This window comes from Synechococcus sp. RS9909, from assembly GCF_014279595.1.
In the GTDB taxonomy this organism is placed as follows: domain Bacteria; phylum Cyanobacteriota; class Cyanobacteriia; order PCC-6307; family Cyanobiaceae; genus Synechococcus_C.
Genome location: NZ_CP047943.1, coordinates 1,124,121 through 1,147,808, shown reverse-complemented (window position 1 = coordinate 1,147,808; position 23,688 = coordinate 1,124,121). Strand labels below are relative to the sequence as shown.

Here is a 23,688-nt window from a genome sequence, read left to right as displayed (position 1 = left end):
GACCTTGGCGGAGTTGCGTCGGCTGCTGATCCAGCGCTCCCGGCTGGAGCCTTGCCTGAACAGCGACCGACGGCTGGCCCTCAACGAAAGGGAAGGCCACTACCTGCGCCGCGTTCTCCGGCTCAGGCCCGGCGATGCTGTCGCCGTGGTGGATGGAGAAGGTGGGCTGTGGACCGCTGGCCTCTGCTCTCCAGCGGAGCTGGCGCTCGATCCGATGGCGGCCTCCGACCCGGCACCAGCGCCATCCCCTCTGCTGGGACTGGCCGTGGTGGGGGTGCGACGCGGCATGGATGAGCTGATGCGCATGGCCTGCGAGCTCGGCGTCGATCGGATCCAGCCGCTGCGCTCAAACTGGCGCACGGTGCAGGCCGAGGAGCGACCGCAACGCTGGCAACTGATTCTCGATGAGGCCGTGGAGCAGTGTGAGCGCCTCTGGCAACCCAGCCTGCTGCCCTGTCGCCACGTCGACGACTGGTGGGGTGAGCTATCGAGCGATGCGGTGAAAGCCCTGGCGACCACACGCCGGGACGGGCTGCCCTCCCTGCAACAGTGGCTGAACCAACAACCCGATCAGGCTGGAATGGTCTGGGTGGCGATCGGTCCGGAGGCGGGCTGGACAGCCGACGAGGAACGGGCTGCGGAAGCGAAAGGGTGGACGCCCGTCAGCTGCGGCCCATCGATCCTGCGCACCTCCACCGCTGCGGTGAGTGCCGTCGCCCAGATGGCGAGCTGGCGTGATCAGCGCGGCTGAAGGGGTTCAAGCCGACTGGGCTCAGCTCTTGAACAGATCGGCGGCCATGCTGCGGAAACCCTTGAGGTTGGCACCGGGACGGCGGCGTTGGGGGCGCAGTGCCTGATCAGGCCGCAGCGCCTCGGGGGCATAGGTGGCGATCGTCATCGCCGGACGGGCCGCTTCGGCGGCGGCGAGTTCGGCAGCAATCGCTTCGGCGGTGGTGAGGGCGGGCTTGCTTCCGGTCTCAGCAGCAGGCGCCGGATCCGATGCGCCTGTGGCAGGGACCGATGAGGTCAGCACGGCCTTGGCTTCAGATGACTTGCTGCCGCTGCTGTCTTTGGCGACTGGGGCCTTCACCGGTGCCACCTGAACCGGCGGAGTGGAGCCGGCATCGGCGGACTCCTCGAGGTTCAGGAAGAACCCTTTGCGCTTCAGCACCATGCCTGGATCGGAACCGGGGGTGGCTCGATTATCCGCTGCACCGGGCCCCTGACGGTCGATCCTTAGGGCAGTGCAACACAGAGCGATGCTGACAGCCCTGCTGATCAACACCCTGCTGATCGCTCTGGCCCAACGCCTGCCCCTGCTGACGCGCAACGGCTGGATCCATGCCGGTGCTCTGGGCACCATCCTCTGGGGATGCCTGGGCTGGCGGGGCTGGCTGGCGGTGGTGCTTTATCTCGCCCTGGGCTCGCTTGTGACCAAGCTGGGATTCGCCCAGAAACAAGCCGCTGGCCTGGCCGAGGCGCGAGGCGGGCAGCGGGGGCCAGCGAACGTGTGGGGGTCGGCGCTCACCGGTGCGGTTCTCGCCCTGCTGATCGGGATGGGGGTGGGCAGCGAAAGGCTGCTGCTGATCGGTTTCGCCGCCAGTTTCGCCGCCAAGCTGGCGGACACCTTCGGCAGTGAGATCGGCAAGCGCTGGGGACGCACCACGGTGCTGATCACCAACCTGCATCGCGTGCCTGCGGGCACTGAAGGCGCCATCAGCCTCGAGGGCACCCTGGCCAGCGTGGTGGGCAGTGCCCTGATGACGGTCGTGGTGCTGGCGCTCGGTCTGATCGCCTCCCCGGCTGTCGCGGCCCTGGTGGCGAGCGTGGGCGTCGTGGCCACCCTCTTGGAGAGCGTGCTCGGGGCGCTCGTCCAGGGGCGGGTGGCCTGGCTCAGCAATGAGATGGTGAACGGGATTCAGACGGCACTAGCCGCCCTGTTGGCAATGGGGCTCGGCCTGCTTGGCTCAGCCTCCACCTGAGCCAGGCTCCGCAATTGCTCGAGGGCCGTCGCCAGCACACGCTTGAGCATGGCCGGATGCACCCCTTCCCGGCGCGCCAGGGCCCGCAGCGACACGCCCTCCACCCAGTGGGCCAGCAACCAGCGCCGTTGCTCCGGTTGCAACTGGGGCAAGGCCTGATGCAACCACTGCCGCTGCGGATCCTCTGCCGCGACCTCCCCGAACGCTTCGCCGGGCTCAACACCCGGCCCATCGAGGCTGAGCACCTCCTCCTGCGCATGGGCCTGAACGGCCTGCCGCCAACGCTCCCGGCTCACCTCAAGCATTGCGATCAGGGCCTCCTCGCTGAGGGGAGCGCCATGGGCCTGCCACTGCTGCTCCTGCAGACGCATGCCGCGGCCATACAACGACCGCAGTCGCCAGGGGATGCGGATCGTGGACTGCCGATCGCGGCGGAAATGGAGAATCTGGCCATGGGCTCGGCTCACGGCATAACTGCTGAGCTGGTGACCACGGCTGCTGTCAAAGCCCTCCACCGCGGCGATCAATCCCAGGCTCGCCTCCTGCACCAGGTCATCCCAGTCGCCATGGCCACGCGTCGACTGACGCCCGGCAACGTGATGGGCCAGGCCGAGATGGCTGATGATCTCGCCGTTGCGATGGCGAATGGCCTCCGGAAGTGAACGCCGCCATTCGCGGCGGATGCGCCCGCAGCGGATCTTGGCGGTGGGTGCCTGCTGGGTCATGGACATCACGGTGAACTCTCTTCACCGTCCGTGAAATCCACACCCCAGCCCTCCCCGGAGCGAGGGGTTAGCAGTCAGCCGATCGGAGGAAAGGGAGGATTGGCACTCACCCGATCGGATGCATCAGAGCGCGATCAGGGCGCGAGCGGGGTGCCCTGACGCAGCGGCACGAAGCCTGCCCAACGCTGCAACGCCGGCCAGTGCATCAACCGCTGGTGCAGCCAGTGGTGCCCCGCAGCGTTGAGATGGATGCCATCGGGCTCCAGCCAGCGCAACCAGCTCGGTTCGGTCCGCATGGCGGCGTGAACCGACAGAAAAGGAACATCCACCTCCAGGCAGGCCTCCTCCAGAGCCGCTTCATAGTCCGCCACCGCGTCGTTGGCATACCAGAGGCAACCAGCAAAGGGCATCACCGCCTCATCCACGGCACTCAAGCCCAGCACCATCACATCGGTTCGCTGCGCGATGGCACGCAGGAGCTGTTCGCAGCCGAAGCGATAGGCCTCCAGCGACAGCTGCGGGCGCCCATCGACACGCCCGACCCGGGCGGTGTCATTGAGGCCCACCGCCAGAAGCACACCTTCAGGCAGCTGACGGCGCAATTCCCCCCGGCAGGCCCATTCCCGTTGCCAGCGCTCCGCCACCTTCTCCAGGCCATCGCCGCGCACACCGAGGGGATAGAGCACCGGCGCGAGCGGACTGCCCATCCAGTCGCGGCGCAGTCGCTCACACCAACCGCCCCCCTCCCGATCGCCCCAGCCATAGACACCGCTATCGCCGATCACGATCAGTTGACGGGGACGGACCTCCATAGGGGCGAACGTTCAGGGAAGCGGGGAGAGATGGGCTTTGAGAGATGAACTCAACTTTGCAGCAGGACTTCGGGGCCCCGCGGTGAGGAGCCCTCCAGCCAGTGGGCCCGTTGGCGCTCGCTGAGCCACTCCCCCACCAGGGTGATCCCAGCGAATGCGGCAATCAGCAGGGCGATGGCAGCCCAATGGAATGAGCTCAGGGCTTCGATCAGGGCCCAGCCCAGTCCCGTGCCCCCCACCAGGCCCACCACCACCGTCTCCCGGAGGATCACATCACTGCGGTAGGCGGCGTAGGCCAGGTAGGCATGGCTCTGGCCGCTGAGGGATCCGTAGAGCCAGCTGGCGGCCGGCGGCGCAGCGGTGGCCTCGATCGCGATGCGCCGCTCAGCGGGTTGCTGCTCCAGGCCCTCCAGCAGCAACCGACCGAGCACCCCGGCGTTCTGAAGCCCGAGGGCGAGGGCGGCGAGCGCCAGGCTCGGTTGATTGGCGAGCAACAACAAGAGCAGGGTCAAGGGTGGGGGAAGCAGCCGCAACGCGGTCCAGATCAGGCTCTGCAGCGTGGTGCCACCGCCGCGATGCCAGAGCAGCAGACCCAGGGGCGGCAGGCCGATGGCCAAACCGGCGGCCAGAACGGTGAGGAGCAGGGTGTCTCCCATCAGGGCGAGCCAGGGAAGCTCGCCGGCAGCGGCGATCAGGGCCGCCCGATCCGGCAGGGGCGGCCATTGCCAGGGCAGGGCGCCCTCCTGGGGCGGGAACAGCTGCTGCATCCAGAGCGCGCCGCCGATGACGGCGACAACCAGACCCACCACACACCAGAGTTGCTGGCGCTGTTCAACAAAACGATCCGCACCACCGCGGCGCAGGCGCCAGAGACGGAGCAGTTGCTCCAGGGCCACACTCACCAGCACAAGGGGCCAGAGGGCGGTCCAGAACTCCTCAAATCGGAGCGACTGAAGACTCAGCTGCAGTTCGGTGCCCAGACCACCCAGGCCGAACACCCCCAGCAGGGTGGCGCTGCGCAACGCACATTCGAGCCGATAGCCGCCGTAGCTGAACAGGCTCGGCGCCATCACCGGTGCCATCGCGGTGAGCAGGGCGGCAGGGGCGCCGGCGCCGCCCTGGAGCAGGGCGATGAGACGGCGTCGATCGAGGCTGTCGAGCTGATCACGCCAGACCCGCGCGACCAGAGCGCTGTAGGGAATCACAATCGCGAGCACGGCCACCCAGGGGTGAAGCCCGAAGACCTGCAGCAACAACACCCCCCAGATCAGCTCGTGGATCGAACGGGGCAGGGCCAGAACAACACGCAAGGCCCGGCCAGGCCAGGGCGAGCCGCCCTGGCTGAGCCAGAGCACATCGGCGCTGATCAGGGCCAGAACCGCACCGATCAGCACACTCAGTGCCCAGCTCAGCAAGGCGGTGGCGAGCGTCACCTGAAGGCCGTGGAGCACGGCGTTGAGCACCGCCGGCTCCAGGCTGGGCCTCAGAGCGCCCAGCAGGAAGGCCCCCCAGGTGGCGAGGCCACCGGCATGGAGGGCAGGCACCACCACCACCAGCACCGGAACGAGGGCCAGGGCCGGTAGCAGACAGAGCAGGGGCGCACTCGGCCAATGCAGTTTCATGGGCGATACAAACGCTCCAGTTGCTCCGGGCTGAGCTCAGCTGGAGCCGCATCCAGACACACCGATCCGGCGCGGAGACCCACGACCCGATCGAAGCGATCGACCAGATCGGGGCGATGGAGACTGATCAGCACCGTGGCCGCGCTCTGGTGCAGCAGGCGCTGGAGGATGTCGTCCACCAGGGCGGGGTCGAGGCTGGCCAGCGGCTCATCGGCCAGGAGCAACTCCGGTTCCTGACGAAGCAGACGGGCGATGGCCACCCGCTGACGCTGGCCCCCGGAGAGACGGGAGACGGGCTGCTCAAGCAAGCCAGGATCCAACCCTGCCGACTCCAGACAGCGGCTGCAGGCGGCCGTGTCGAGAGGCAACAGCAGATTGAGCAGGGCCCAGCCCAGCGAACGGCGACCGAGGGCGCCGGCGTTGACGTTCTGCTGCACCGAGAGCTCCTCCACCAGGCGCAGGTCCTGCCAGAGGGTGCCGATCGCCCGCCGTTGCCTCCGCCCCTGTCCCTGCCACGGCCAGACCACCTGGCCCCGATCGGGACGCAGGCTGCCGTTGGCCACGGCGATCAGGGTGCTTTTGCCGGCACCACTCGGACCGAGCAGGGCGACCCGTTCTCCCTGCTGCAACACCAGGGAGACCGCATCGAGACGCGGTAGATCACGGCCGACAACGGACACCCGATCCAGGGCGAGCACAGCGCTCAACGGATCTTGCCCAGCTGCCGGCCCACCTGTTCGATCGACTGGTATTGACTGTCTTTGGCGGGGATGAACGACCCGGCGGCAAACAGTTCGAGGATCGTTTTGCCGTTGGCGGTGGTGCGATCGATGCTGAGCAGGGCCTTCTGCAGACGGGTGGTGAAGCCCTTGCCGAAGCGTTGATCCAGGCCCGGACGCACCACCCAGTGGTAATCCACATAGGTGGGTGTTCTCCAGATCACGCGCACCTTGCTCGGATCGACGCGGCCCTCTTTCACAGCAGACGTCCACACCTGTTCATTCAGGGCGCCGGCCTGGTAGGAACCGCTCTGCACCAGCGCGATGGTGGCGTCGTGACTCTTGCTGAATCCAGGCCGACCACCGGCGAACTGACTGGGCAACACGCCAGCCTGCTGCAGGAAGTATTGGGGCATCAGACGGCCGGAAGTGGAGCTTTCCGAACCGAAAGTGAACCGCTTGCCGCGCAGGGTGGTGAGTTGCTTCTGACTGCTGATCGGCTTCAGGCCACTGGCGGTGTTGGCGATGAAGACGCTGCGGAACTTGGCGTCGATATCCCGTTGGGCCAGCACCTTGGCGCCGGGCGTCTGCAGACGGGCCTGAACGCCGGTGAGACCACCGAACCAAACCAGATCGAGGCTGCCGGTGCGGAAAGCCGTCACGGCGGCGGGGTAGTTGCTGACGGGGACGTAGCGGACCGGAACCTTCAGGTCACTGCTGAGCTGCTTCGCCAGGACGCCGTACAGACGATTGAGGCGCTCCGGGTTCTGATCCGGGATGGCACCGATGCGCAGCACCTGCTGCGCCCAGGTGGGAAGGGCCGTCGTGACGAGGCTGACCAGCAGGCCAAGGCACACGACGGCCCTGCGTTCTCGTGCGGGCATGGCGGACATGGGTTGTGGGGGAATGCGTTGTGGTGAACAGTGAGGTGTGGCATCAGCTCCTGAGGCGATCGAGCAATCGCTGCAGGCGCTCAAGACCATCCGCAATCGTCTCACGGGCCACAGCGCAGGACAGCCGGACGCAACGCCGATCCCCGAACGGTTCACCGGGCACCAAGGCCAGACCCTCCTCTTCCAGGGCGAGACGACAGAACTCCACCGACTCGATGGTGTCGTCGGGAAGCTGGGGAAAGGCATAGAAGGCACCTCGCGGCGGCACCAGCGTCAACCCATCGATCGCCTGCAGACCGGCAATCATCTGCTGACGGCGTTCGGTGTAACTCGCCGCCATCGCACTGACGCAGCTGCGTGAGCCCTCCAGGGCAGCCAGGGCTCCGCGCTGGGCAAAACTGCAGACATTGCTGGTGCTCTGACTCTGCAGCGCCGCCGCTGCCTTGATCACCTCCACGCGCCCGGCCAGATAGCCCAGGCGCCAGCCGGTCATCGCCCAGCCTTTGGCGAAGCCATTGACAATGAAGATGCGCTCTGCCAGATCGGGAGCCAGGGCCGCCAAGCTGTGATGGCTTTCGTCCTCGGCCAGCAGGAACTCATAGATCTCGTCGCACATCACGAGCAGATCGGGGTGGCGGCGCAGCCATGCCGCCAGGACCTCGAGCTCAGTGCGCTGCATCACCCGGCCGGTGGGGTTGCTCGGTGTGTTGAGCACGAGCAGCCGGCTGCGCGGGGTGAGCACCGCCTCGAGTGCCTCCAGATCCAACTGAAACCCCGTCGCAGCAGACGAAGGCACCACCACCGGTTCCGCACCCGCCAGTCGAGCCATCTCGGGATAGCTCAACCAGTAGGGCGCCGGGATGAGCACCTGATCGCCCGGATTGAGCAGCACCTGGAAGAGGTTGTAAATCGCCTGCTTGCCGCCATTGGTGACGAGCACCTGGGCGGCGTCGGTGGGCACCCGGTTCTCGTTGCTGAGTTTGCCGGCGATCGCGTCGCGTAACTGGGGATCGCCGGCGGCGGGGCCATAGCGGGTGATTCCATCGCGGAGCGCCTTCAGTGTCGCTTCGACAATGAACTCGGGCGTGTCGAAATCCGGTTCACCGGCGCTGAGGCTGCAGATGTCGCGGCCCGCCTCCTTCAAAGCCTGAGCACGGGCGCTGATCGCAAGCGTCAGTGACGGCTTCAGGGCCACAGCCCGATGGGAGAGAACTGACGGGCTTGACATCAACGCGGCACTCCTCCAGCGGGTGCGCAGGGATGATCCATCCTGCCTGATCTGGTGTTCCAGACAACCAGACTGGAGCACCCGCAGCGCTGCGATGACGGCCCTCCCCACCACCAGCCTCAGTTGGGTCCTGGCCGCCCAGCAACCCGAGGCCCTGGCCCGCTTTTACGGCGCTCTGTTTCAGACGGCCCCTCGCCCAGGCGTCGCGGCGCAGCACTGGCTGGTGGACCTCCCTGGCGGTGGGGTTCTGCAGCTCTATCGCCCGTCCCGCACACGCGCCATGCCGGCTGCCGCTCAGGCTCTGGCGCCTTGTCTGCAGCACCAGGTGGGCGGCAGGGCAGGAGACCCGCTGGAGCCACTCCACGCCATGGTGGATGCCGCGCGCCAACTCGGCGCCACGGTGGTTGAACCGGCTCGGCAGGAGCCCTTCGGTGCCGAATGCTGGCTGGCGGATCCGGAGGGGAATCGGCTGCTCCTCCTGAGCACAGCCGCGTCCGCCACCAAGGCACACAGCAACGACGACACCACCAACGACACCACGCTCGCCACGGCCTGCCGCCAATGCCAGGCCTGTGACCTGGCCGGCAGTCGCCGCCAGGTGGTGATCAGCCGTGGTTCGGCTGCGGCACCGCTGATGTTGATCGGCGAAGCGCCGGGCGCGTCAGAAGATGCGGAGGGGCGCCCCTTCGTGGGGCGCTCCGGACGCCTGCTCGATCAATTGCTGCGCGAGACGGGCTTCAACCCGGACCATGACCTGTACATCTGCAATGCCGTGAAGTGCCGGCCACCCGGCAACCGCAAACCGAAACGCCAGGAGCTCGCCGCCTGTCGCCCCTGGTTGGAGCAACAGATCGCCTTGGTCAATCCGGCCGTGGTGGCGTTGCTGGGGTCCACGGCATTGGCGGCGGTGCTGGAGGAACGCGGGCCGATCACGGGTCTGCGTGGCCAGTGGATCGAGCGGGATGGGCGGGCCTGGATGCCCCTGTTCCATCCCTCCTATCTGCTGCGCAATCCCTCGACGCAGCCCGGACGACCGCTCGACCTGACCCGCTCGGATCTACGTCAGATCAGGGAGCGTCTGTGTCAGGGTGAGTCCGCTTTCGGCGCTCCATCCCCTTGACCGCCACCTCTTCTGTCGGCTCGTCCCGTCGGTACGACACCCAGATCCATCGCCGCGTCACCCGCACCGTGATGGTGGGCGATGTGCCGATCGGCAGTGAGCACCCGGTGGTGGTGCAATCGATGATCAACGAGGACACGCTCGACATCGAGGCGGCTGTGGCCGGCATTCGTCGCCTGGCCGATGCGGGCTGCGAGATCGTGCGGGTCACCACCCCCTCGATGGCGCATGCCAAGGCGATGAAGGAGATCCGCGCGGCGCTGCGCAGCCAGGGCTGTGGGGTGCCCCTGGTGGCGGATGTGCACCACAACGGCATTCGTATCGCCCTGGAAGTGGCGAACCACGTCGACAAGGTGCGGATCAACCCCGGGCTGTTTGTGTTCGACAAGCCCGACCCCAGCCGTCAGGAGTTCACGCAGGCGGAGTTCGATGCGATCGGCGCGCGCATCCGCGATGACTTCGCCCCGCTGGTTGAAGTGCTCAAAGCGCAGAACAAGGCCCTGCGCATCGGCGTGAACCACGGCTCCCTCGCCGAACGGATGCTGTTCACCTATGGCGACACCCCGAAAGGGATGGTGGAGTCGGCGATGGAATTCGTGCGGCTCTGCGATGCGCTCGACTTCCACAACATCGTGATTTCGATGAAAGCCTCGCGGGCGCCGGTGATGCTGGCGGCTTACCGGCTGATGGCCGACACCATGGATGCGGAGGGGTTCCGCTACCCCCTCCATCTCGGCGTCACCGAGGCGGGCGATGGTGACTACGGCCGAATCAAAAGCACCGCCGGGATCGCCACCCTGCTGGCGGAGGGCCTGGGCGACACGATCCGCGTCTCCCTCACCGAAGCACCGGAGAAGGAGATTCCCGTCTGCTTCTCCATCCTCCAGGCCCTGGGGCTGCGCAAGACGATGGTCGAATACGTGGCCTGCCCGAGCTGCGGTCGCACTTTGTTTAATCTCGAGGAGGTGCTGCATCAGGTGCGGTCCGCCACCTCCCACCTCACCGGACTCGACATCGCCGTGATGGGCTGCATCGTCAACGGACCGGGTGAGATGGCCGATGCTGACTACGGTTACGTGGGCAAGACCCCCGGGGTGATCTCCCTCTATCGCGGACGGGACGAGATCCGCAAGGTGCCGGAATCCGAAGGGGTGGAGGCCCTGATTCAGCTGATCAAAGACGACGGTCGCTGGGTGGAACCCGCCTGAACTCGTTAGGGTGAAGGATCAGTCCTGACGGGACGTTTTCCATGCCCTCCTCCCAGCACCGCCGTTCCCTGCGTGATCGCCGCAGCACCTGGATGGTGCTTCTGGGAGTGGGCGGCGTTTCAGCGGCCGTGGCGGTGGCCTCGCCCGGCCTGGGGCTCCCGAGCAGCACGTCCTCGGCGATCACCGACAGCCCGAAGGAGGTGATCGATCAGGTCTGGCAGATCGTCTATCGCGACTACCTCGACTCCACCGGCGAATACAACCCGGAGCGTTGGCAGAGCCTGCGCCGCAACCTGCTCGCCAAGCCTTACAACGGCACGGAAGAGTCCTATGAAGCGATCCGGGGCATGCTCGCCAGCCTCGATGATCCCTACACCCGCTTCCTGGATCCGAAGGAATTCAAGGAGATGCAGATCGACACCTCCGGTGAACTCACCGGGGTGGGCATTCAGATCTCACTCGACAAGGAAACCAAAGACATCGTGGTGGTGTCGCCGATCGAAGGCACCCCGGCCTCACGCGCCGGGGTGCAGCCGAAGGACGTGATCGTGTCGATCGATGGCTCCTCCACCAAGGGGATGACCACCGAAGACGCGGTGAAATTGATCCGCGGCAAGGAAGGGACCCAGGTGACCCTCGGCCTGCGTCGCAAGGGCCAGGTGCTGCAGGTGCCCCTCGTGCGGGCCCGCATCGAAATCCACTCGGTGAGCAGCCAGATCAACAACGCCCCCAACGGTCGGAAGGTGGGGTACATCCGCCTCAAGCAATTCAATGCCAACGCTGCCAAGGAGATGCGGGCGGCAATCCGCAGCCTGGAGGAGCAAGGCGTGGATGGCTACGTGCTCGATCTGCGCAGCAATCCCGGCGGCTTGCTGGAAGCAAGCGTGGACATCGCCCGCCAGTGGCTCGATGAGGGCAAAATCGTCAGCACCAAGACCCGCGATGGCATTCAGGATGTGCGGCGGGCCACTGGCAGTGCTTTGACCCAGCGTCCTGTGGTGGTGCTGGTGAATGAAGGTTCCGCCAGTGCCAGCGAGATCCTCTCCGGTGCCCTGCAGGACAACCACCGGGCCCAGTTGGTGGGCCAGAAAACCTTCGGCAAAGGCCTGGTGCAATCCGTGCGCGGCCTGGCGGATGGGTCCGGCATGACGGTGACCATCGCCAAATATCTGACGCCCAGTGGCACCGACATTCACAAAAACGGCATCAAGCCGGATGTGAAGGTGGAGATGAGCGAGGAGGAAATCCAATCGCTCAAGCTGGAAGACCTCGGCACTAACAAAGACAGCCAGTATCGCGTTGCCGAAACAACCCTGATCAAAGCCCTGGCGGCCCCCAGCAGCGGCCGGGCCTACAAGCCCGGCTCCGCCAATCTCAAGTCGGCGGTTCAGCGATAGGGCGCCAGCCCGAAACCTTCGCGCTCACTGAAGCTGCTGCCGCACCATGACCGATCAGGCCACCGGTTGCATCAGTCCACCGCCGGGGGTGGAATCATCGTCGTCGTTCTGGGTGTCGTCCTGCCAGAGGGCATAGACGCCGAGGGCGACAGCGCCGATCAGGCTGCCGAAGAGGCCCATGGATCCTGCGCTGCTGATCGGATCGATGAACTCACCCACGACGGCTCCGCGTACTCCGCGAACTGTAACGAAGAATTGCGCAATGTGTCGGACGCTTCTCATTTTTGCGGGTCACGACCTGGCCAGGCGCATCACACCGACAGCACCGCCTCATTGCGGGCCTTGTCCTGCTCCTGTCGCTGCTCGGCGGTGAAACCTTCAGCGTCAGGAATCTGGGCCGCCATCAGCTCCAGCCAGCCTTTGAGCTCCTCCAGCTGTTTCTCCATCGGCAACACCCCGAGGCCGCGGGCGAGCACCTTGGCGCTGGTGCCCGTGCCGGCCTGATACACCAGTCGGCCATGCAGGTGCTGGGGCAGCCCCTGGCGCAACAGACGGAAGGCCGGCTCCTCCATCGGGGTTTCCAAGGCGATGTTCGGTTTCTCGGGGCGAATCCGGGAAAAACCACAGCGCTTGGCGAGCAGCTTGAGGTCCATCAGCTGCAGCAACGACTGCACCGGACCAGGCAGGGCGCCATAGCGGTCCGCCCAGGTGGCCGCCAGATCCACCAGTGCTTCGGCGCTGGTGCATTCAGCCGCAGCGCGATAGGCCGCCATCTTCTCGTCGGAGTCGGTGATCCAGTCGGCCGGGAGGAAGGCGGTCACCTGAAGGTCCACCTGGGTGTCGTCCACCGCCGGAATGTCCTGCCCCTGGATCTCAGCCAGCGATTCCTGCAGCATCTCCATGTAAAGGTCGAAGCCGATCGCCTCCATCTGGCCGCTCTGCTCCACACCGAGCAGATTGCCAACGCCGCGGATCTCCATGTCGCGCATGGCGAGCTGATAGCCACTGCCGAGCTGGGCGAATTCCTGGATCGCCCGCAGGCGCTGGCGGGCGGCATCGCTGAGGGAGGCATCGCCGGGGTAAAACAGCCAGGCATGGGCCTGGATGCCGCTGCGGCCCACCCGTCCGCGCAGCTGATAGAGCTGGGCCAGGCCGAAGCGATGGGCGTCCTCGATCAGGATCGTGTTCACCCGGGGGATGTCGAGGCCGCTCTCCACGATCGTGGTGCAGAGCATCACATCCGCCTCACCGCCGTTGAACGCCACCATGGCGCTCTCCAGCTCTCCCTCGGCCATCTGGCCATGGGCCACGAGCAGCTTCAACCCCGGCAACATCTGGCGCAGCTGAGCTGCCACCTCCTCGATGCCCTCCACGCGGGGCACCACATAGAACACCTGACCACCGCGATCCAGTTCCTGGCGGATCGCACTGCGCACCGCCTCCTCATCGAGGGCCGCCAGGTGGGTCTTGATCGGACGACGCAGCGGCGGCGGCGTGGTGATCAGACTCATTTCCCGCACCCCGGAAAGGCTCATGTAGAGCGTGCGGGGAATCGGTGTCGCCGACAGGGTGAGCACGTCGACGTCCTTGCGCAGGGCCTTGATCTTCTCCTTCTGATTCACACCGAACCGCTGTTCCTCATCCACCACCAGCAGGCCGAGCTTGTCGAAGCTCGTGCTCTTGCTCAGCAACTGGTGGGTCCCGACCACCGCATCGATCGTGCCCTGCTTGAGGCCCTCCAGAATGGCTTTGCGCTCGCTGGCGGTGCGGAAACGATTGAGCAGCGCCACCTTGATCGGATAGGGGGCAAAGCGTTCCGACAACGTGCGCCAGTGCTGCTGAGCAAGCACGGTGGTGGGGGCGAGCATCGCCACCTGTTTGCCGGCGGTGATCGCCTTGAAGATGGCCCGGATCGCCACCTCCGTCTTGCCGAAGCCCACATCGCCGCACACCAACCGGTCCATCGGCTGGGGTTGTTCCATGTCGCGCTTCACATCCGCCGTGGCCTTGAGCTGATCCGGCGTGGGCTCATAGGGGAAGGAGTCTTCGAGTTCCTCCTGCCAGGGGCCATCGCCGGGAAAGGCAAAGCCCGGGGCCTGATGCCGTTCGGCGTAAAGCTTCACAAGATCGAGCGCCACCTTGCGCACCGCCTTGCTGGCGCGCTCCTTCGCCTTCACCCAGGCCGAGCCGCCCATCTTGCTGAGTTGGGGTGGAGTGTCGCTGTTGGCGCGAAAGCGGCCCAGGCTGCCCAGCTGGTCGGCGGCGACCCGGAGGAGGCCATCGGCGTACTGCACAACGAGGTAGTCGCGCACCTCACCGCTGATCGCCAGTTTCTCCAGCTTTTGAAAACGGCCGATGCCGTGGTTGCGATGCACCACGTAGTCACCGGGGCGCATCTTGTTGGGGTCGACCGTGCGGCTGGCCGCCTTGCGCCGTCGACGCACGTAACCGCTGCTGCCGAGGTTGTGTTGCCCGAAGAATTCACGGTCGGTGATCAACACCACCCGCCAGGCGGGTAGCTGCAGACCCTCCAGTTCCGCCGTTCCCTTCGTTTTCAGCGCCACGGGGGTGCCCTGCTCCACCAGCCGTTCAATCGCCGGCGCATCGGCGGCATTGGGCACAAACCGACTGATGCAGTCGTGCTCCTCGAGCAGGGCGACGGCGCGGCTGGGCTGGGCTGAAAGCAACCACACCGACTGCTTTTCGGCCTGATAGCCCTTCACCAGCTCGCCGAGCTTCCCGAACTGATTGGGGTAGGCCGGCACCGGTCGACTGGTGAGATCAAAGGCATTGGCGTGGCCGTCGTTCTCCTGCAGCTCCGCCAGGTCAAACCCGTCGAAGGCTTCCGCCAGGGCCATGGCCGCCTCGATCGGACGGTGCAGCAGCGGCAGGGGCTGGCTCAGCTCAGCGGCCAGCTCCCCGTGCTGCTCTTCGGCGTGATCAAGCCATTGCTGGCCATGGGCGCGACCGTGGCGCCGTTCATCGATCGCTACACAGCAATGGGCGGGCAGGTAGTCGAGCAGGGAGGCAGGGGCTTCCCAGGCCAGGCCCATCAAGCGGCGCATCCCCTCCGGCGTGCCGCCCTCAAGCAACTCCTGCAAGGCCTGCTCGCTGAGCAGGCCCTCCAGGCCATCGGGCATCCGCTCGCGCAGCTGCTCGGCAATCAGGGGGCTGAAGCCGGTGGGGGTGAGACGGAGGCTCTCGATCGCATCGAGGGAGCGCTGGCTGGCGGGGTCGAATTCCCTCAGCTTGTCGAGGTCATCGCCAAAGAACTCCAGCCGCACCGGCAGTTCACTGCTCACCGGAAAGATGTCGACGATGTCGCCACGACGGCTCCAGGTGCCCTCCTGGTCGATGCTCGACACCCGCTCATAGCCCAGTTGGGACAGACAGGAGGCCAGCTCTTCCAGGTCGACCGTGTCGCCCTTGCGCAGGCTGCGGCAGCGCTCGGCCAACGCCTGCGGTGGCGGCAGGTGGGGCTGGAGGCAGCGTTCGGTGGCAACGATCGCCAGATCCGGCCGGTCGCTGCCGCTCTGCAGTTCGCTGAGCACCTGCAGCTGGCCCCAGGTGATCTCCGTGGTGGGGTCAAACGGTTCGTAGGGCGATCCCTCGCTGGTGGGATAGAGCTGGGTGCTGCTCCAGCCCATCAGCTCCAGCAACGCCGTCCAGCGACCGGCTTCCTCCAGGGTCGGCACCACCACAAGCAGTGGCTGATCGGCGCGACGGGCGAGGGCCGTGGCCACCAGGGCCCGCGCCGCCCTGTGGCCACCCCGGAGCAATAGACGCTGATCTCGGCAGCGCCGTTCCAGCAACTCTCCGGTGAGCGCCGAACTCTGCAGCAGACGCACCAGGGAGCTGAGGGGCATGGCGATGCGGCAGATGGCAACGCATGATTGTCGCAATCGATGGCCCGACGCTGCGGGTCATCCAGTTGATGGGCCCATGCCGCGTTTTCGCTGTCCGGAATGCTGTTGCGGGCCCGCCGTCGTGCTTCGCCCTCCCCGTGGTGCCACGCCGATCTGCTCCCGCTGCGGCACGGTGCTCGAGAAGCAGCCGTTGGTGCGACCGATTCCCTTGCTGGTGCTCGTGGCGGTGGGATCGGCCCTGGTGGCGCTGTCGCTTCCGGCCCTGTTCAGCCCGCCGCCGCCCGGTCCGCTTCAGCCTGGGGGGAGGGGGAGCCAGGCGACGGCGTGAGTGCCAGCAACTGTTCCTCGAGGAGCATGTTGAACTGCAGCAGCTGTTCATCGCTCAGTTGTTGGCGGGAGGAGGCCTGCAGGTGCTGTTGCAGGAACTCCCTGGCCTGGGCTGAGCTCCAGCGCAGGGTCTGCAGCATCTGATCGCCCTGACTGATCAGATCACTGCGGCGCAGCGGCACGGGGGCGCTCTCGGCGCTGATGCCCGGTTCGAGGCTGCGCAGGCGTTTGAGAAAAGCCACCAGATCGTTGTAGCGCGTCAGTCGATGGCGACTGCCATGACCGAAGGCCCGCTCGAGGTAGAGACGCTCCTGTTGCCGATCCCAGCCGAGACGCTGCAACTCCAGATCGATCGCCGCCAGTTCATCGCTCCAGTCCTCCGGATCGGTCGGGGCCTCACTGGGTGGTTCCGGATCGGGTGCAGGGGCAGGGGCAGGGGCAGGTGACGCTGCAGGCGCTGGGGCCGCGATAGGTGCGGGAGCTGGTGGGGGCACCGCGGCTGGCGGTGTTGCCGCAGACGGTGTTGCCGCAGGAGGGGCAGGGGTTGCAGCCAGACGCTGCTGCAGTCGGCTCAAGGCACGGTCCTCGGCGCTTTCCGCATCGGCCCCCTGCCCCAGGGCACTGGCGATCACCCCCTCCGCCCCGATCAGCATCACCTCCACGACGCAGCGCCGCTCATCGATGTGGCAGAGGCGGGCCTGGGTGCGCATCTCACTGCTGGGAGTTGCCCATTTCTAGGCTGGGCCTTATGGATTCCGCCGCCCTTCCCTCGCTCACGCCCCTGCTCGATGGCGTCGATCGCTGGGGAGAGCTGCTTCCCCTGCTCCCGGTGCTCGTGGCGCTGGAGCTGATTCTCTCGGCCGACAACGCCATTGCCCTGGCGGCGATCGCCAGGCAACAGAACGATCAGCATCGGGAACAACGGGCCCTGAACATCGGCATCGCGCTCGCCTTTGTGCTGCGCATCGGTCTGATCCTGATGGCCCAATGGGTGCTCGCCTTCCAGCCCCTGCAATGGCTGGCCGGGGCCTACCTGCTCTGGTTGTTCTTCAGCCACTGGCGCCAGACCCACTCCGGCGATCCACTCATCACCAGCCAGGCCAGTGCAAGCCCAGGCCCTGGCAGCGGCGCCGCAGGAGGGCTGGTCACACCGGGCATGGCCCGCACCGTGCTGGCCCTGGCCCTCACCGACCTGGCCTTCTCGATCGACAGTGTTGCGGCCGCCGTGGCGATCAGCGACCAGCTGCTGCTGGTGATCAGTGGTGCCCTGATCGGTGTGATCGCCCTGCGCTTCACCGCCGGGCTGTTCGTGCGCTGGCTCGAGCTCTACCCCCGCCTGGAGACGGCGGGTTACACCGCCGTGGGATTCGTGGGGCTGAAACTGATCCTGGGCCTGCTTCTGCCCGGTTGGCCCCTGCCCGAATGGTTCACGCTGGTGGTGGTGGCGAGCCTGGTGCTCTGGGGCTTCTCCCGGCGCACCATGGCCCTGGTGGAGGAACCCTGAGCCGATGCTGGTGGAACTGAAGCAGGCGGGGTCGGAACGACTGATCGATCGGCTCGATCTGGAGGAACCTCCCCACCCCGGCCGCTGGTTCGAGCATGGCGAGCGCAGCTTTCTGGTGTTGCAACGGCGCCATCGCTACACCCTGCGTTCCGGCCGTTATCAGCTGAGCAGCCTGGTGCTGCTGGTGAAACCCGAGCGCCGGCCGGCCGATGCCCGCCGCTGGCGGCATGGCTGGGTGATCGGAGACCCCACCTGCAAGCTCAATGCCCTCAGCCCTCTGCTGCGCTGTGCAGTGATGCCCGATGGCCCCTGTGAGCGGTGCGTCCACCGCCTGGAGCGCTGAAGCGATGCCCCACAACATCGCCGACAAGGCATCCGATTGGTGGCAGGGGCGGATCAGCGCCGGGCATGGTGTCGCCTCCGGCCGCAGCGACACGTCGCCCTATCCAGCGGGAACGATCGCGATGCAACGGCCGATCTTTGAGCGCCTCGGCCTGGATCTCAGCGGCTGCTGGCCGGGCACGCTCAACCTCAGCTTCGCGCCCCTGGAGCTGCAGCTGCGCGATCCGGATCACTGCTTCCAGGCCGTGACCTGGACCGATCGCCATCCCCCCGAGACCTTCTCTTTCTGGCAGGTGGAGCTACGCATCACCGGCACGGTGCAGATGGGCTGGATCTACCACCCCCATCCGGAAACCAAACAGCGGCACTGGCAACCTGCCACCACGGTGGAACTGCTCACCGCCTGGATTCCGGGCCTGAAGCCAGGGGCAACGCTGGAACTGCGGGATCCCCGCGCTCGCCTGCGCCTGCTCGATGCCGTGCGGCTGCGGGCCCGCTTGCTGGAGTTTCTCAAGTTCCGGGTGCTGGCGGCGGAGGGGAGCTTCTTCAACAACGACACACCAGCGGCGCGGCGTCAGTGGCTCCAGGCGCTGCATCCGGAAGCGCTGGCCCTGGCGGATGCCGATCTGGAGCGGGTCTGGCAGCAGGCGAAGCAGCTCTACGGAGAGCCCTGAGCCCCGCCCGTAGGCTGAAGTTCCAGCGCGATTCGATCATCACTGCATCCAGCCCTGCCTCCCGCACCACGCCCGCCGACAGAAGCGCGTCCGACACCGCCAGCAGCAGCGGTTTTGACAGCCTCGGGCTCAGCCAACCGCTGCTCCGCGCCCTGAATGACAAGGGATACAGCTCCCCGTCTCCGATCCAGGCGCAGGCGATTCCGGCGGTGATCAGCGGCCGGGATGTGATGGCGGCAGCGCAGACAGGCACGGGAAAAACAGCCGGGTTCACCCTGCCCATGCTCGAGAGGCTCTGCCATGGCGCTCGCGCCGGGCGACGCCAGATCCGCGCCCTGGTGCTCACGCCGACCCGGGAACTGGCGGCTCAGGTGCTCGACAACGTGCGGCAATACAGCTGCCATCTGCCCCTGCGCAGTGAGGTGGTGTTCGGTGGCGTGAAGATCAATCCCCAGATCCAGCGCCTCGCCCAGGGAGTCGATGTGCTGGTCGCCACCCCCGGGCGCCTGCTCGATCTGCACCAGCAGGGGGCGGTGCGTTTTGAGGCGGTGGAGTGCCTGGTGCTGGATGAGGCCGACCGGATGCTCGACATGGGCTTCATCCACGACATCCGTCGTCTGCTGTCGCGCCTTCCCGAACGGCGCCAGACCCTGCTGTTTTCCGCCACCTTCAGCGCCCCGATTCGCAAATTGGCGCAGGGGATGCTGCATCACCCCCTCCAGATCCAGGTGGCGCCGGCGAACCAGACCGCCCGCTCCGTCGAACAGACGGTGCACCCCTGCGACATGGGCCGCAAAGCCGCCCTGCTCACACACCTGATTCGATCGGAAGACTGGCAGCAGGTGCTGGTGTTCTCACGCACGAAACACGGTGCCAACAAGGTGGCCGACCAACTCAACCAGGAGGGCCTGGTCGCCGCGGCGATCCATGGCAACAAAAGTCAAGGCGCCCGCACCAGGGCCCTTCAGGGGTTCAAGGACGGGTCCGTGCGCGTGCTCGTCGCCACCGACATCGCGGCGCGGGGCATCGACATCCAACAGCTCCCCCATGTGGTGAACCTGGATCTGCCCAATGTGGCGGAAGACTATGTGCATCGAATCGGCCGCACGGGTCGCGCCGGTGAAAGCGGCCATGCCATTTCTCTGGTGGCTGCGGAGGAAGCCCTGCTGCTGAAAGCGATCGAACGGCTCACCGGTGAGGCCCTGCCCCGGGTGGAGATTCAGGGCTTCGAGCCGACGGTGCTCAGCGCCCCACCGCTCGATCTCAGTGGTGGCCGGGGCCGCCGCAGCCCCCAGGGCCGCAATGGGCAGGGACGCAACAGTCAGTCGCGTAACAGCCAGTCGCGTAACAGCCAGTCGCGCAGCAGTCATCAGCCGAGGCGGTCACCGGGCCGAGCCTGAAGTTGCTGCATCAGAGCCTGCCCGCCACAGCGTGCTTTGCCCTCCAGCTGCGCTTCCCGAATCAGGAGCGGACAGCCACTGCTGCTGACCACCACCCCAAGACCGGGTGGACAGGCGAGCACGGTTCCCGGGGCTTGCCCCCCGGTGGGCCAGCGCCCCACCCACTCCCGGGCATCGCTGGAGAGCTGGGCTGAGAGCCGCTCGATCAGGGGCTCGGTCTGGAGAATCTTGAGGCGCTTGCCCTGCCACTGGCTCACCGCGTTGGGATACAGCCCCATCACCTGGCGATGAATCGCCAGAGCTGAGGCACTCCAGTCGATCTGGGCATCCTGCTTGCTGAGCATGCGGGCGTAGGTCATGCCCTCGGCGGCCTGGGGACGCAGCCCCAGCCGCTGCCAGCGCTCAGACTCCGGACCGGGTCCAGCCGCTTCAATGCGAGGCATCGCTTCCACCATCAGCTCCGCCGTCAGCACGCTCAGGCGCATGGCCAGTTGCTCGGCGTTCTCCAGCAACCCAATGCCGAGGCGACGCTCCAACAGCACCGGACCGGTGTCGAGGCCTTCCTCCATCGCCATGATGCCGACGCCGGTTTCAGCGTCGCCCTCGAGCAGACACCACTGGATCGGTCCGGCGCCGCGCCAGCGGGGCAGGAGGGAGCCATGGCCGTTCCAACAGCCCAGCGGCGGTTGCTGCAGGATCTCAGGCGGCAGAATCTGGCCGAACGCCACCACCACGGAGAGATCAGCGCCGAGGGCTTCGAGTTGCTGCTGCATCTCCGCATCGCGGCGGATCCGCTCCGGCGTGAACACGGGCACACCCAGTTGCAACGCCCTCTCCTTGACAGGCGAGGGCTGCAACGCCTTGCCCCGACCGCGACGGCGGTCGGGCTGGGTCACCACCGCCACGATCGTGTGCCCGGCTGCATGCAAGGCCTCGAGGCTGGGAACGGCGTAGCGCGGCGTTCCCCAGAACAGGATCTTCACGCGAGGAATCGCTCAGGCATCACCGGTGATGGCGAGGCCCTCCACCCACACATGGGGACTGACCCCCTGGTGGGTGACCACCGGCTCCTCCAGATGCACGATCGCCTTGAGCAGCTCGCGGATGTCACCGGCCACGGTGGCCGATTCCACCGAGATCCGTTCGCCCCCCTGCACCAACCAACCATCAAAGGGCAGGGAAAAGGCGCCCTGGCTGGCCTTGACACCGGCATGGAGGGCATTGAGGCCTTCGATCAACACGAACGTGTCGGTGCTGCGGGCGTGATGCAGATGACTGTTGCCACTGCTCATGCCATCGCTGGTGCCCACTTCGAACCAATCCGGGCCGACCGAAACCTTGGCACCCAGGCCGGCATGACCGGTGGGCGCGACGCCGAAATGACGCGCCGTCGCTTCGGAATGGAGAAAACCGACGAGGCGGCCTTGCTCGATCAGACTGAGCCGCCGGGTCGGTGTGCCCTCGCCATCGAAGGGGGCGGCACCGACATGACCGGGATGGAGCCCGTTGTCGTGAAGGGAGAGAAAGGGCACGGCCACCTGCTCACCGATCGACTCCGCCTTGCTGAGACTGACACCATCGAGCACCGCCCGGGCATTGAGCATGCTGCTGAAGGCTCCGAGCAGATCCAGAAAAGCCTCAGGGGTGAAACAGACCAGATAGCGGCCGGTGGGGATCGGTTGGTAAGCGAGATGACTGATGGTGCGGTTGGCCGCTTCATCGATGCAACCGGCCACATCGAGCTGATCGCTGCCGAGGGCGAGGCGCACGGCACCACCGCTGCGCGGCTTGCGGCCAGCCTCCTCCGCCCGGGCATAGAGGTACAGGCTGGCCTGGGTGCGCTGCATCTGACGCAGGGCCCCCTCACTGTTGAGATAGAGGCGCTCGCTGCACCCCTCACTGAGGCCGTTGTAGGGAACGGTGTCCATGGCGCTGTGGCGCGCCAGCAGCTGCCGTTCCGCATCCTTGAGCGTGTGCAGAAGCGACTGAATGCCGCGGGCCGGTTGCAGCGGACGCTCCAGCTCGGGCGTGGGCGCCTTGGCGAGGGGGGAGAAGGCGGGAATCTCCTCGCTGTTGCCGAAGGCGCTCGCCTCCCGTGCGCCGGCGAGGGCCCGTTCCAGCCCAGCGGGAGACAGATCCGTGCAGCTGGTGATGCCGACCAAGCCTTGGTCGTTCCAGACCCGCACCGTGATCGAACTGCGCTGGGCCGCCTTGAGCTGTTTGGCCTCACCGCGATCCACCTGCACCGAGGCGCTGGTGCTGCGACTGGCGCCGAGATCCCATTGGCGAATCCCCTCCCGGCTGGCGTAGCTCTGCAGGTGGTCGCGCAGGGCGGCGACATCAATCGGTTGCAACTCCGCCTGAGCGGTCTGAGCTGAAGATGTCATCTCAGCGGCCTCCGACGGTGATGGACTCCACCTTGACGTGGGGCTGACCGACGGTGACATAAATGCTGCCGCTCACGGAGCCGCAGAATCCCGCCGCCAGATCGAGATCATCGGCGCACATGGAGATGCGTGGCATCACCTCCTTGGCCTCACCGATCAGGGTCGCCCCCTTCACCGGCTTGCCCAGCTTGCCGTTCTCAATCAAGTAACCCTCCTCCACAGAGAAATTGAACTGGCCCGTCGGGCCGACGCTGCCGCCCCCCATCGACTTGCAATAAAGCCCCTGGTCGATCGAGGCGATCAGATCCTCAGGCTTGTGGGGACCGGCGGCGATGTAGGTGTTGCGCATCCGGCTGGCGGCAGCAAAGCCGTGGTTCTGGCGCCTGCCACTGCCGGTGCGGGCATGGCCGGTGCGCATCTCGCCGGCTCGGTCACTGAGGAACCGTTGCAACACCCCGTTTTCAATCAACACGGTGCGCTGCGCTTCCATCCCCTCGTCATCCATGGAGAGGGAGCCGAAGGCGCCGGCACTGAGGCCCTCATCGATCGCGGTGACAGCCGGGTGGGCGATCAGCTCACCCACCTTGTCTGCGAAGGGGGTGGTGCCGCGCTCCACCTGGGTGGTTTCGAGCAAGTGGCCGCAGGCCTCATGGAAGATCACGCCGCCGAAGCGATTGGCCAAGACCACAGGCATCTGGCCTCCGTCGACGTAGTCGGCGCGCAACATCGTGGCGGCGCTCTGACACACCTCCGCAGCCGAAGCTTTCAGGTCCCACTCGCGCAGATCGTCGGGCCGATCCGAAGAGCCATAACGGCGACCGATACTGGCGCGATGGTCGCCATCGGCGGCGAGCACGCTCAGGCCACTGGACTGATGCAGGCGGATGTCGCGGGCAAAGGTGCCATCACTGGCGGCGACGAGCACCTCCTGCCAGTCGCGCGCGTAACTGCCGCGGCGCACCTCCAGGTGCTGTCCGAGGCGCTCCAGCAAAGCGGTGCCCTCGAGCAGGCGATCGGTGCTCGTGCGCAGATCGGGAGATCGCTGCAACCAGTCGTGCTTGACAGCAGCGAAATCACGCAAGGGCTGGAGGCCTTCAAACCTGGCAGCGGAGGCCAGAGCGGAACGCTCGAGCCCCAACATCGCCAGCGCCTGATCCAGCGCTTTGAGCAGACCCACGTCGCCGAGATCGTCGGTGCTCACGAATCCGTCGCGACCTCCCTTGAAGACCCGGATTCCGGCCCCCATCGAAAAGGAGGGGCTGACGCTGGTGATCCGATCCTGTTCTGCCAGAACGCCGATGTGATCGGTGCGTTCGAGGAACACCTCAACAAGATCAGCACCAGCCCGTCGCCCCTCGGTGAGGAGGTGTTCGAGCTGGGCCTGAATCGGGCTGCGTTGCGGATCCAGGCCAACCACCTGGAGTGGAGCGGGATGGGTAGCGACCAAGCCCCTCGTCTGCGTCAGCGTCAATTATGGGCAAC

The 23,688-nt window shown here is 66.5% G+C and carries 23 protein-coding genes; 10 read left to right on the top strand and 13 right to left on the bottom strand.

Translation table 11 applies throughout. The features are described 5' to 3' along the window. The first annotated feature begins 4 nt into the window (after nucleotides 1-4). Entirely contained in the window at nucleotides 5-751 is a 747-nt protein-coding gene (locus SynRS9909_RS05520; RefSeq protein ID WP_007100032.1) for a 16S rRNA (uracil(1498)-N(3))-methyltransferase, read from the top strand. A gap of 21 nt (nucleotides 752-772) precedes the next feature. Here the strand turns inward: SynRS9909_RS05520 and SynRS9909_RS05515 are convergent, their stop codons facing one another. Beyond that, nucleotides 773-1,174: a hypothetical protein gene (locus SynRS9909_RS05515; RefSeq protein ID WP_007100033.1), complete on the bottom strand. Its 402-nt coding sequence runs from the start codon at nucleotides 1,172-1,174 to the stop codon at nucleotides 773-775. An 85-nt stretch (nucleotides 1,175-1,259) separates the two neighbouring features. Between SynRS9909_RS05515 and SynRS9909_RS05510 the strand changes: the two genes are divergently transcribed. Then, nucleotides 1,260-1,982, top strand: coding sequence for a TIGR00297 family protein (locus SynRS9909_RS05510; protein ID WP_007100034.1), 723 nt, complete (start codon nucleotides 1,260-1,262; stop codon nucleotides 1,980-1,982). On the opposite strand, the gene SynRS9909_RS05505 is transcribed toward SynRS9909_RS05510, so the two are convergent. The 6 genes from SynRS9909_RS05505 to SynRS9909_RS05480 all read right to left on the bottom strand — a co-directional run bounded on the left by SynRS9909_RS05505 (nucleotide 1,919) and on the right by SynRS9909_RS05480 (nucleotide 7,981). Continuing rightward, entirely contained in the window at nucleotides 1,919-2,707 is a 789-nt protein-coding gene (locus SynRS9909_RS05505; RefSeq protein ID WP_007100035.1) for a sigma-70 family RNA polymerase sigma factor, read from the bottom strand. The genes SynRS9909_RS05510 and SynRS9909_RS05505 overlap by 64 nt on opposite strands. A 134-nt stretch (nucleotides 2,708-2,841) precedes the next feature. After that, a complete protein-coding gene (locus SynRS9909_RS05500; RefSeq protein ID WP_007100036.1) occupies nucleotides 2,842-3,519 on the bottom strand; it encodes a GDSL-type esterase/lipase family protein in 678 nt (225 codons plus the stop codon). A 50-nt stretch (nucleotides 3,520-3,569) separates the two neighbouring features. Beyond that, on the bottom strand, nucleotides 3,570-5,141 hold the full coding sequence (locus SynRS9909_RS05495; protein WP_007100037.1) for an ABC transporter permease: 1,572 nt from the start codon (nucleotides 5,139-5,141) through the stop codon (nucleotides 3,570-3,572). Next, nucleotides 5,138-5,848, bottom strand: a complete 711-nt coding sequence (locus SynRS9909_RS05490) for an ATP-binding cassette domain-containing protein (protein ID WP_007100038.1) — start codon at nucleotides 5,846-5,848, stop codon at nucleotides 5,138-5,140. The genes SynRS9909_RS05495 and SynRS9909_RS05490 overlap by 4 nt, the downstream gene beginning before the upstream one ends. Beyond that, a complete protein-coding gene (locus tag SynRS9909_RS05485; RefSeq protein WP_038001423.1) occupies nucleotides 5,845-6,744 on the bottom strand; it encodes a putative selenate ABC transporter substrate-binding protein in 900 nt (299 codons plus the stop codon). Before SynRS9909_RS05485 ends, SynRS9909_RS05490 begins: the two co-directional genes overlap by 4 nt. Nucleotides 6,745-6,796: 52 nt before the next feature. Further along, nucleotides 6,797-7,981 carry a pyridoxal phosphate-dependent aminotransferase gene (locus tag SynRS9909_RS05480; RefSeq protein ID WP_038001427.1) on the bottom strand — a complete coding sequence of 395 codons (1,185 nt, stop codon included), beginning with the start codon at nucleotides 7,979-7,981 and terminating at the stop codon, nucleotides 6,797-6,799. 94 nt (nucleotides 7,982-8,075) lie between these two features. Between SynRS9909_RS05480 and SynRS9909_RS14180 the strand changes: the two genes are divergently transcribed. Genes SynRS9909_RS14180 through SynRS9909_RS05465 form a run of 3 tightly spaced genes read left to right on the top strand, consistent with a single transcriptional unit; the run spans nucleotide 8,076 to nucleotide 11,706 of the window. Continuing rightward, the gene (locus tag SynRS9909_RS14180) at nucleotides 8,076-9,101 is read left to right on the top strand and encodes a uracil-DNA glycosylase family protein (protein ID WP_007100041.1); all 1,026 of its coding nucleotides are present in this window, start codon (nucleotides 8,076-8,078) and stop codon (nucleotides 9,099-9,101) included. Continuing rightward, the gene (ispG, locus tag SynRS9909_RS05470) at nucleotides 9,098-10,309 is read left to right on the top strand and encodes a (E)-4-hydroxy-3-methylbut-2-enyl-diphosphate synthase (RefSeq protein WP_007100042.1); all 1,212 of its coding nucleotides are present in this window, start codon (nucleotides 9,098-9,100) and stop codon (nucleotides 10,307-10,309) included. Before SynRS9909_RS14180 ends, ispG begins: the two co-directional genes overlap by 4 nt. Before the next feature lie 41 nt (nucleotides 10,310-10,350). Continuing rightward, nucleotides 10,351-11,706: a S41 family peptidase gene (locus SynRS9909_RS05465; protein ID WP_007100043.1), complete on the top strand. Its 1,356-nt coding sequence runs from the start codon at nucleotides 10,351-10,353 to the stop codon at nucleotides 11,704-11,706. Between the two features lie 54 nt (nucleotides 11,707-11,760). Here SynRS9909_RS05465 and SynRS9909_RS05460 read toward each other — a convergent pair whose 3' ends face one another. Continuing rightward, complete coding sequence (locus SynRS9909_RS05460; protein WP_007100044.1) at nucleotides 11,761-11,925, bottom strand: hypothetical protein; 165 nt, start codon at nucleotides 11,923-11,925, stop codon at nucleotides 11,761-11,763. A gap of 92 nt (nucleotides 11,926-12,017) precedes the next feature. Beyond that, nucleotides 12,018-15,572 (bottom strand): transcription-repair coupling factor, encoded by a 3,555-nt coding sequence (gene mfd, locus SynRS9909_RS05455; RefSeq protein WP_007100045.1) that lies wholly within the window; start codon nucleotides 15,570-15,572, stop codon nucleotides 12,018-12,020. Nucleotides 15,573-15,693: 121 nt separating this feature from the next. On the opposite strand from mfd, the gene SynRS9909_RS05450 reads away from it, so the two are divergent. Then, on the top strand, nucleotides 15,694-15,900 hold the full coding sequence (locus SynRS9909_RS05450; RefSeq protein WP_240307700.1) for a hypothetical protein: 207 nt from the start codon (nucleotides 15,694-15,696) through the stop codon (nucleotides 15,898-15,900). On the opposite strand, the gene SynRS9909_RS05445 is transcribed toward SynRS9909_RS05450, so the two are convergent. Next, a complete protein-coding gene (locus SynRS9909_RS05445; protein WP_007100047.1) occupies nucleotides 15,839-16,609 on the bottom strand; it encodes a hypothetical protein in 771 nt (256 codons plus the stop codon). The two genes, SynRS9909_RS05450 and SynRS9909_RS05445, sit on opposite strands and share 62 nt — an antisense overlap. A gap of 38 nt (nucleotides 16,610-16,647) precedes the next feature. On the opposite strand from SynRS9909_RS05445, the gene SynRS9909_RS05440 reads away from it, so the two are divergent. The 4 genes from SynRS9909_RS05440 to SynRS9909_RS05425 all read left to right on the top strand — a co-directional run bounded on the left by SynRS9909_RS05440 (nucleotide 16,648) and on the right by SynRS9909_RS05425 (nucleotide 19,819). Then, nucleotides 16,648-17,403: a DUF475 domain-containing protein gene (locus SynRS9909_RS05440; protein ID WP_007100048.1), complete on the top strand. Its 756-nt coding sequence runs from the start codon at nucleotides 16,648-16,650 to the stop codon at nucleotides 17,401-17,403. A 4-nt stretch (nucleotides 17,404-17,407) separates the two neighbouring features. After that, nucleotides 17,408-17,746 carry a DUF6464 family protein gene (locus SynRS9909_RS05435; protein WP_007100049.1) on the top strand — a complete coding sequence of 113 codons (339 nt, stop codon included), beginning with the start codon at nucleotides 17,408-17,410 and terminating at the stop codon, nucleotides 17,744-17,746. Further along, on the top strand, nucleotides 17,706-18,419 hold the full coding sequence (locus tag SynRS9909_RS05430; RefSeq protein WP_007100050.1) for a hypothetical protein: 714 nt from the start codon (nucleotides 17,706-17,708) through the stop codon (nucleotides 18,417-18,419). The genes SynRS9909_RS05435 and SynRS9909_RS05430 overlap by 41 nt, the downstream gene beginning before the upstream one ends. Before the next feature lie 230 nt (nucleotides 18,420-18,649). After that, nucleotides 18,650-19,819: a DEAD/DEAH box helicase gene (locus SynRS9909_RS05425; RefSeq protein ID WP_370587896.1), complete on the top strand. Its 1,170-nt coding sequence runs from the start codon at nucleotides 18,650-18,652 to the stop codon at nucleotides 19,817-19,819. Here SynRS9909_RS05425 and fmt read toward each other — a convergent pair. The 3 genes from fmt to SynRS9909_RS05410 are packed head-to-tail and all read right to left on the bottom strand — an operon-like array spanning nucleotide 19,789 to nucleotide 23,623. Beyond that, nucleotides 19,789-20,802: a methionyl-tRNA formyltransferase gene (gene fmt, locus SynRS9909_RS05420; RefSeq protein WP_007100052.1), complete on the bottom strand. Its 1,014-nt coding sequence runs from the start codon at nucleotides 20,800-20,802 to the stop codon at nucleotides 19,789-19,791. The two genes, SynRS9909_RS05425 and fmt, sit on opposite strands and share 31 nt — an antisense overlap. Nucleotides 20,803-20,814: 12 nt before the next feature. Next, complete coding sequence (locus tag SynRS9909_RS05415; RefSeq protein WP_007100053.1) at nucleotides 20,815-22,206, bottom strand: TldD/PmbA family protein; 1,392 nt, start codon at nucleotides 22,204-22,206, stop codon at nucleotides 20,815-20,817. A gap of 1 nt (nucleotide 22,207) precedes the next feature. Beyond that, nucleotides 22,208-23,623, bottom strand: a complete 1,416-nt coding sequence (locus tag SynRS9909_RS05410) for a TldD/PmbA family protein (RefSeq protein WP_007100054.1) — start codon at nucleotides 23,621-23,623, stop codon at nucleotides 22,208-22,210. Nucleotides 23,624-23,688 lie beyond the last annotated feature (65 nt).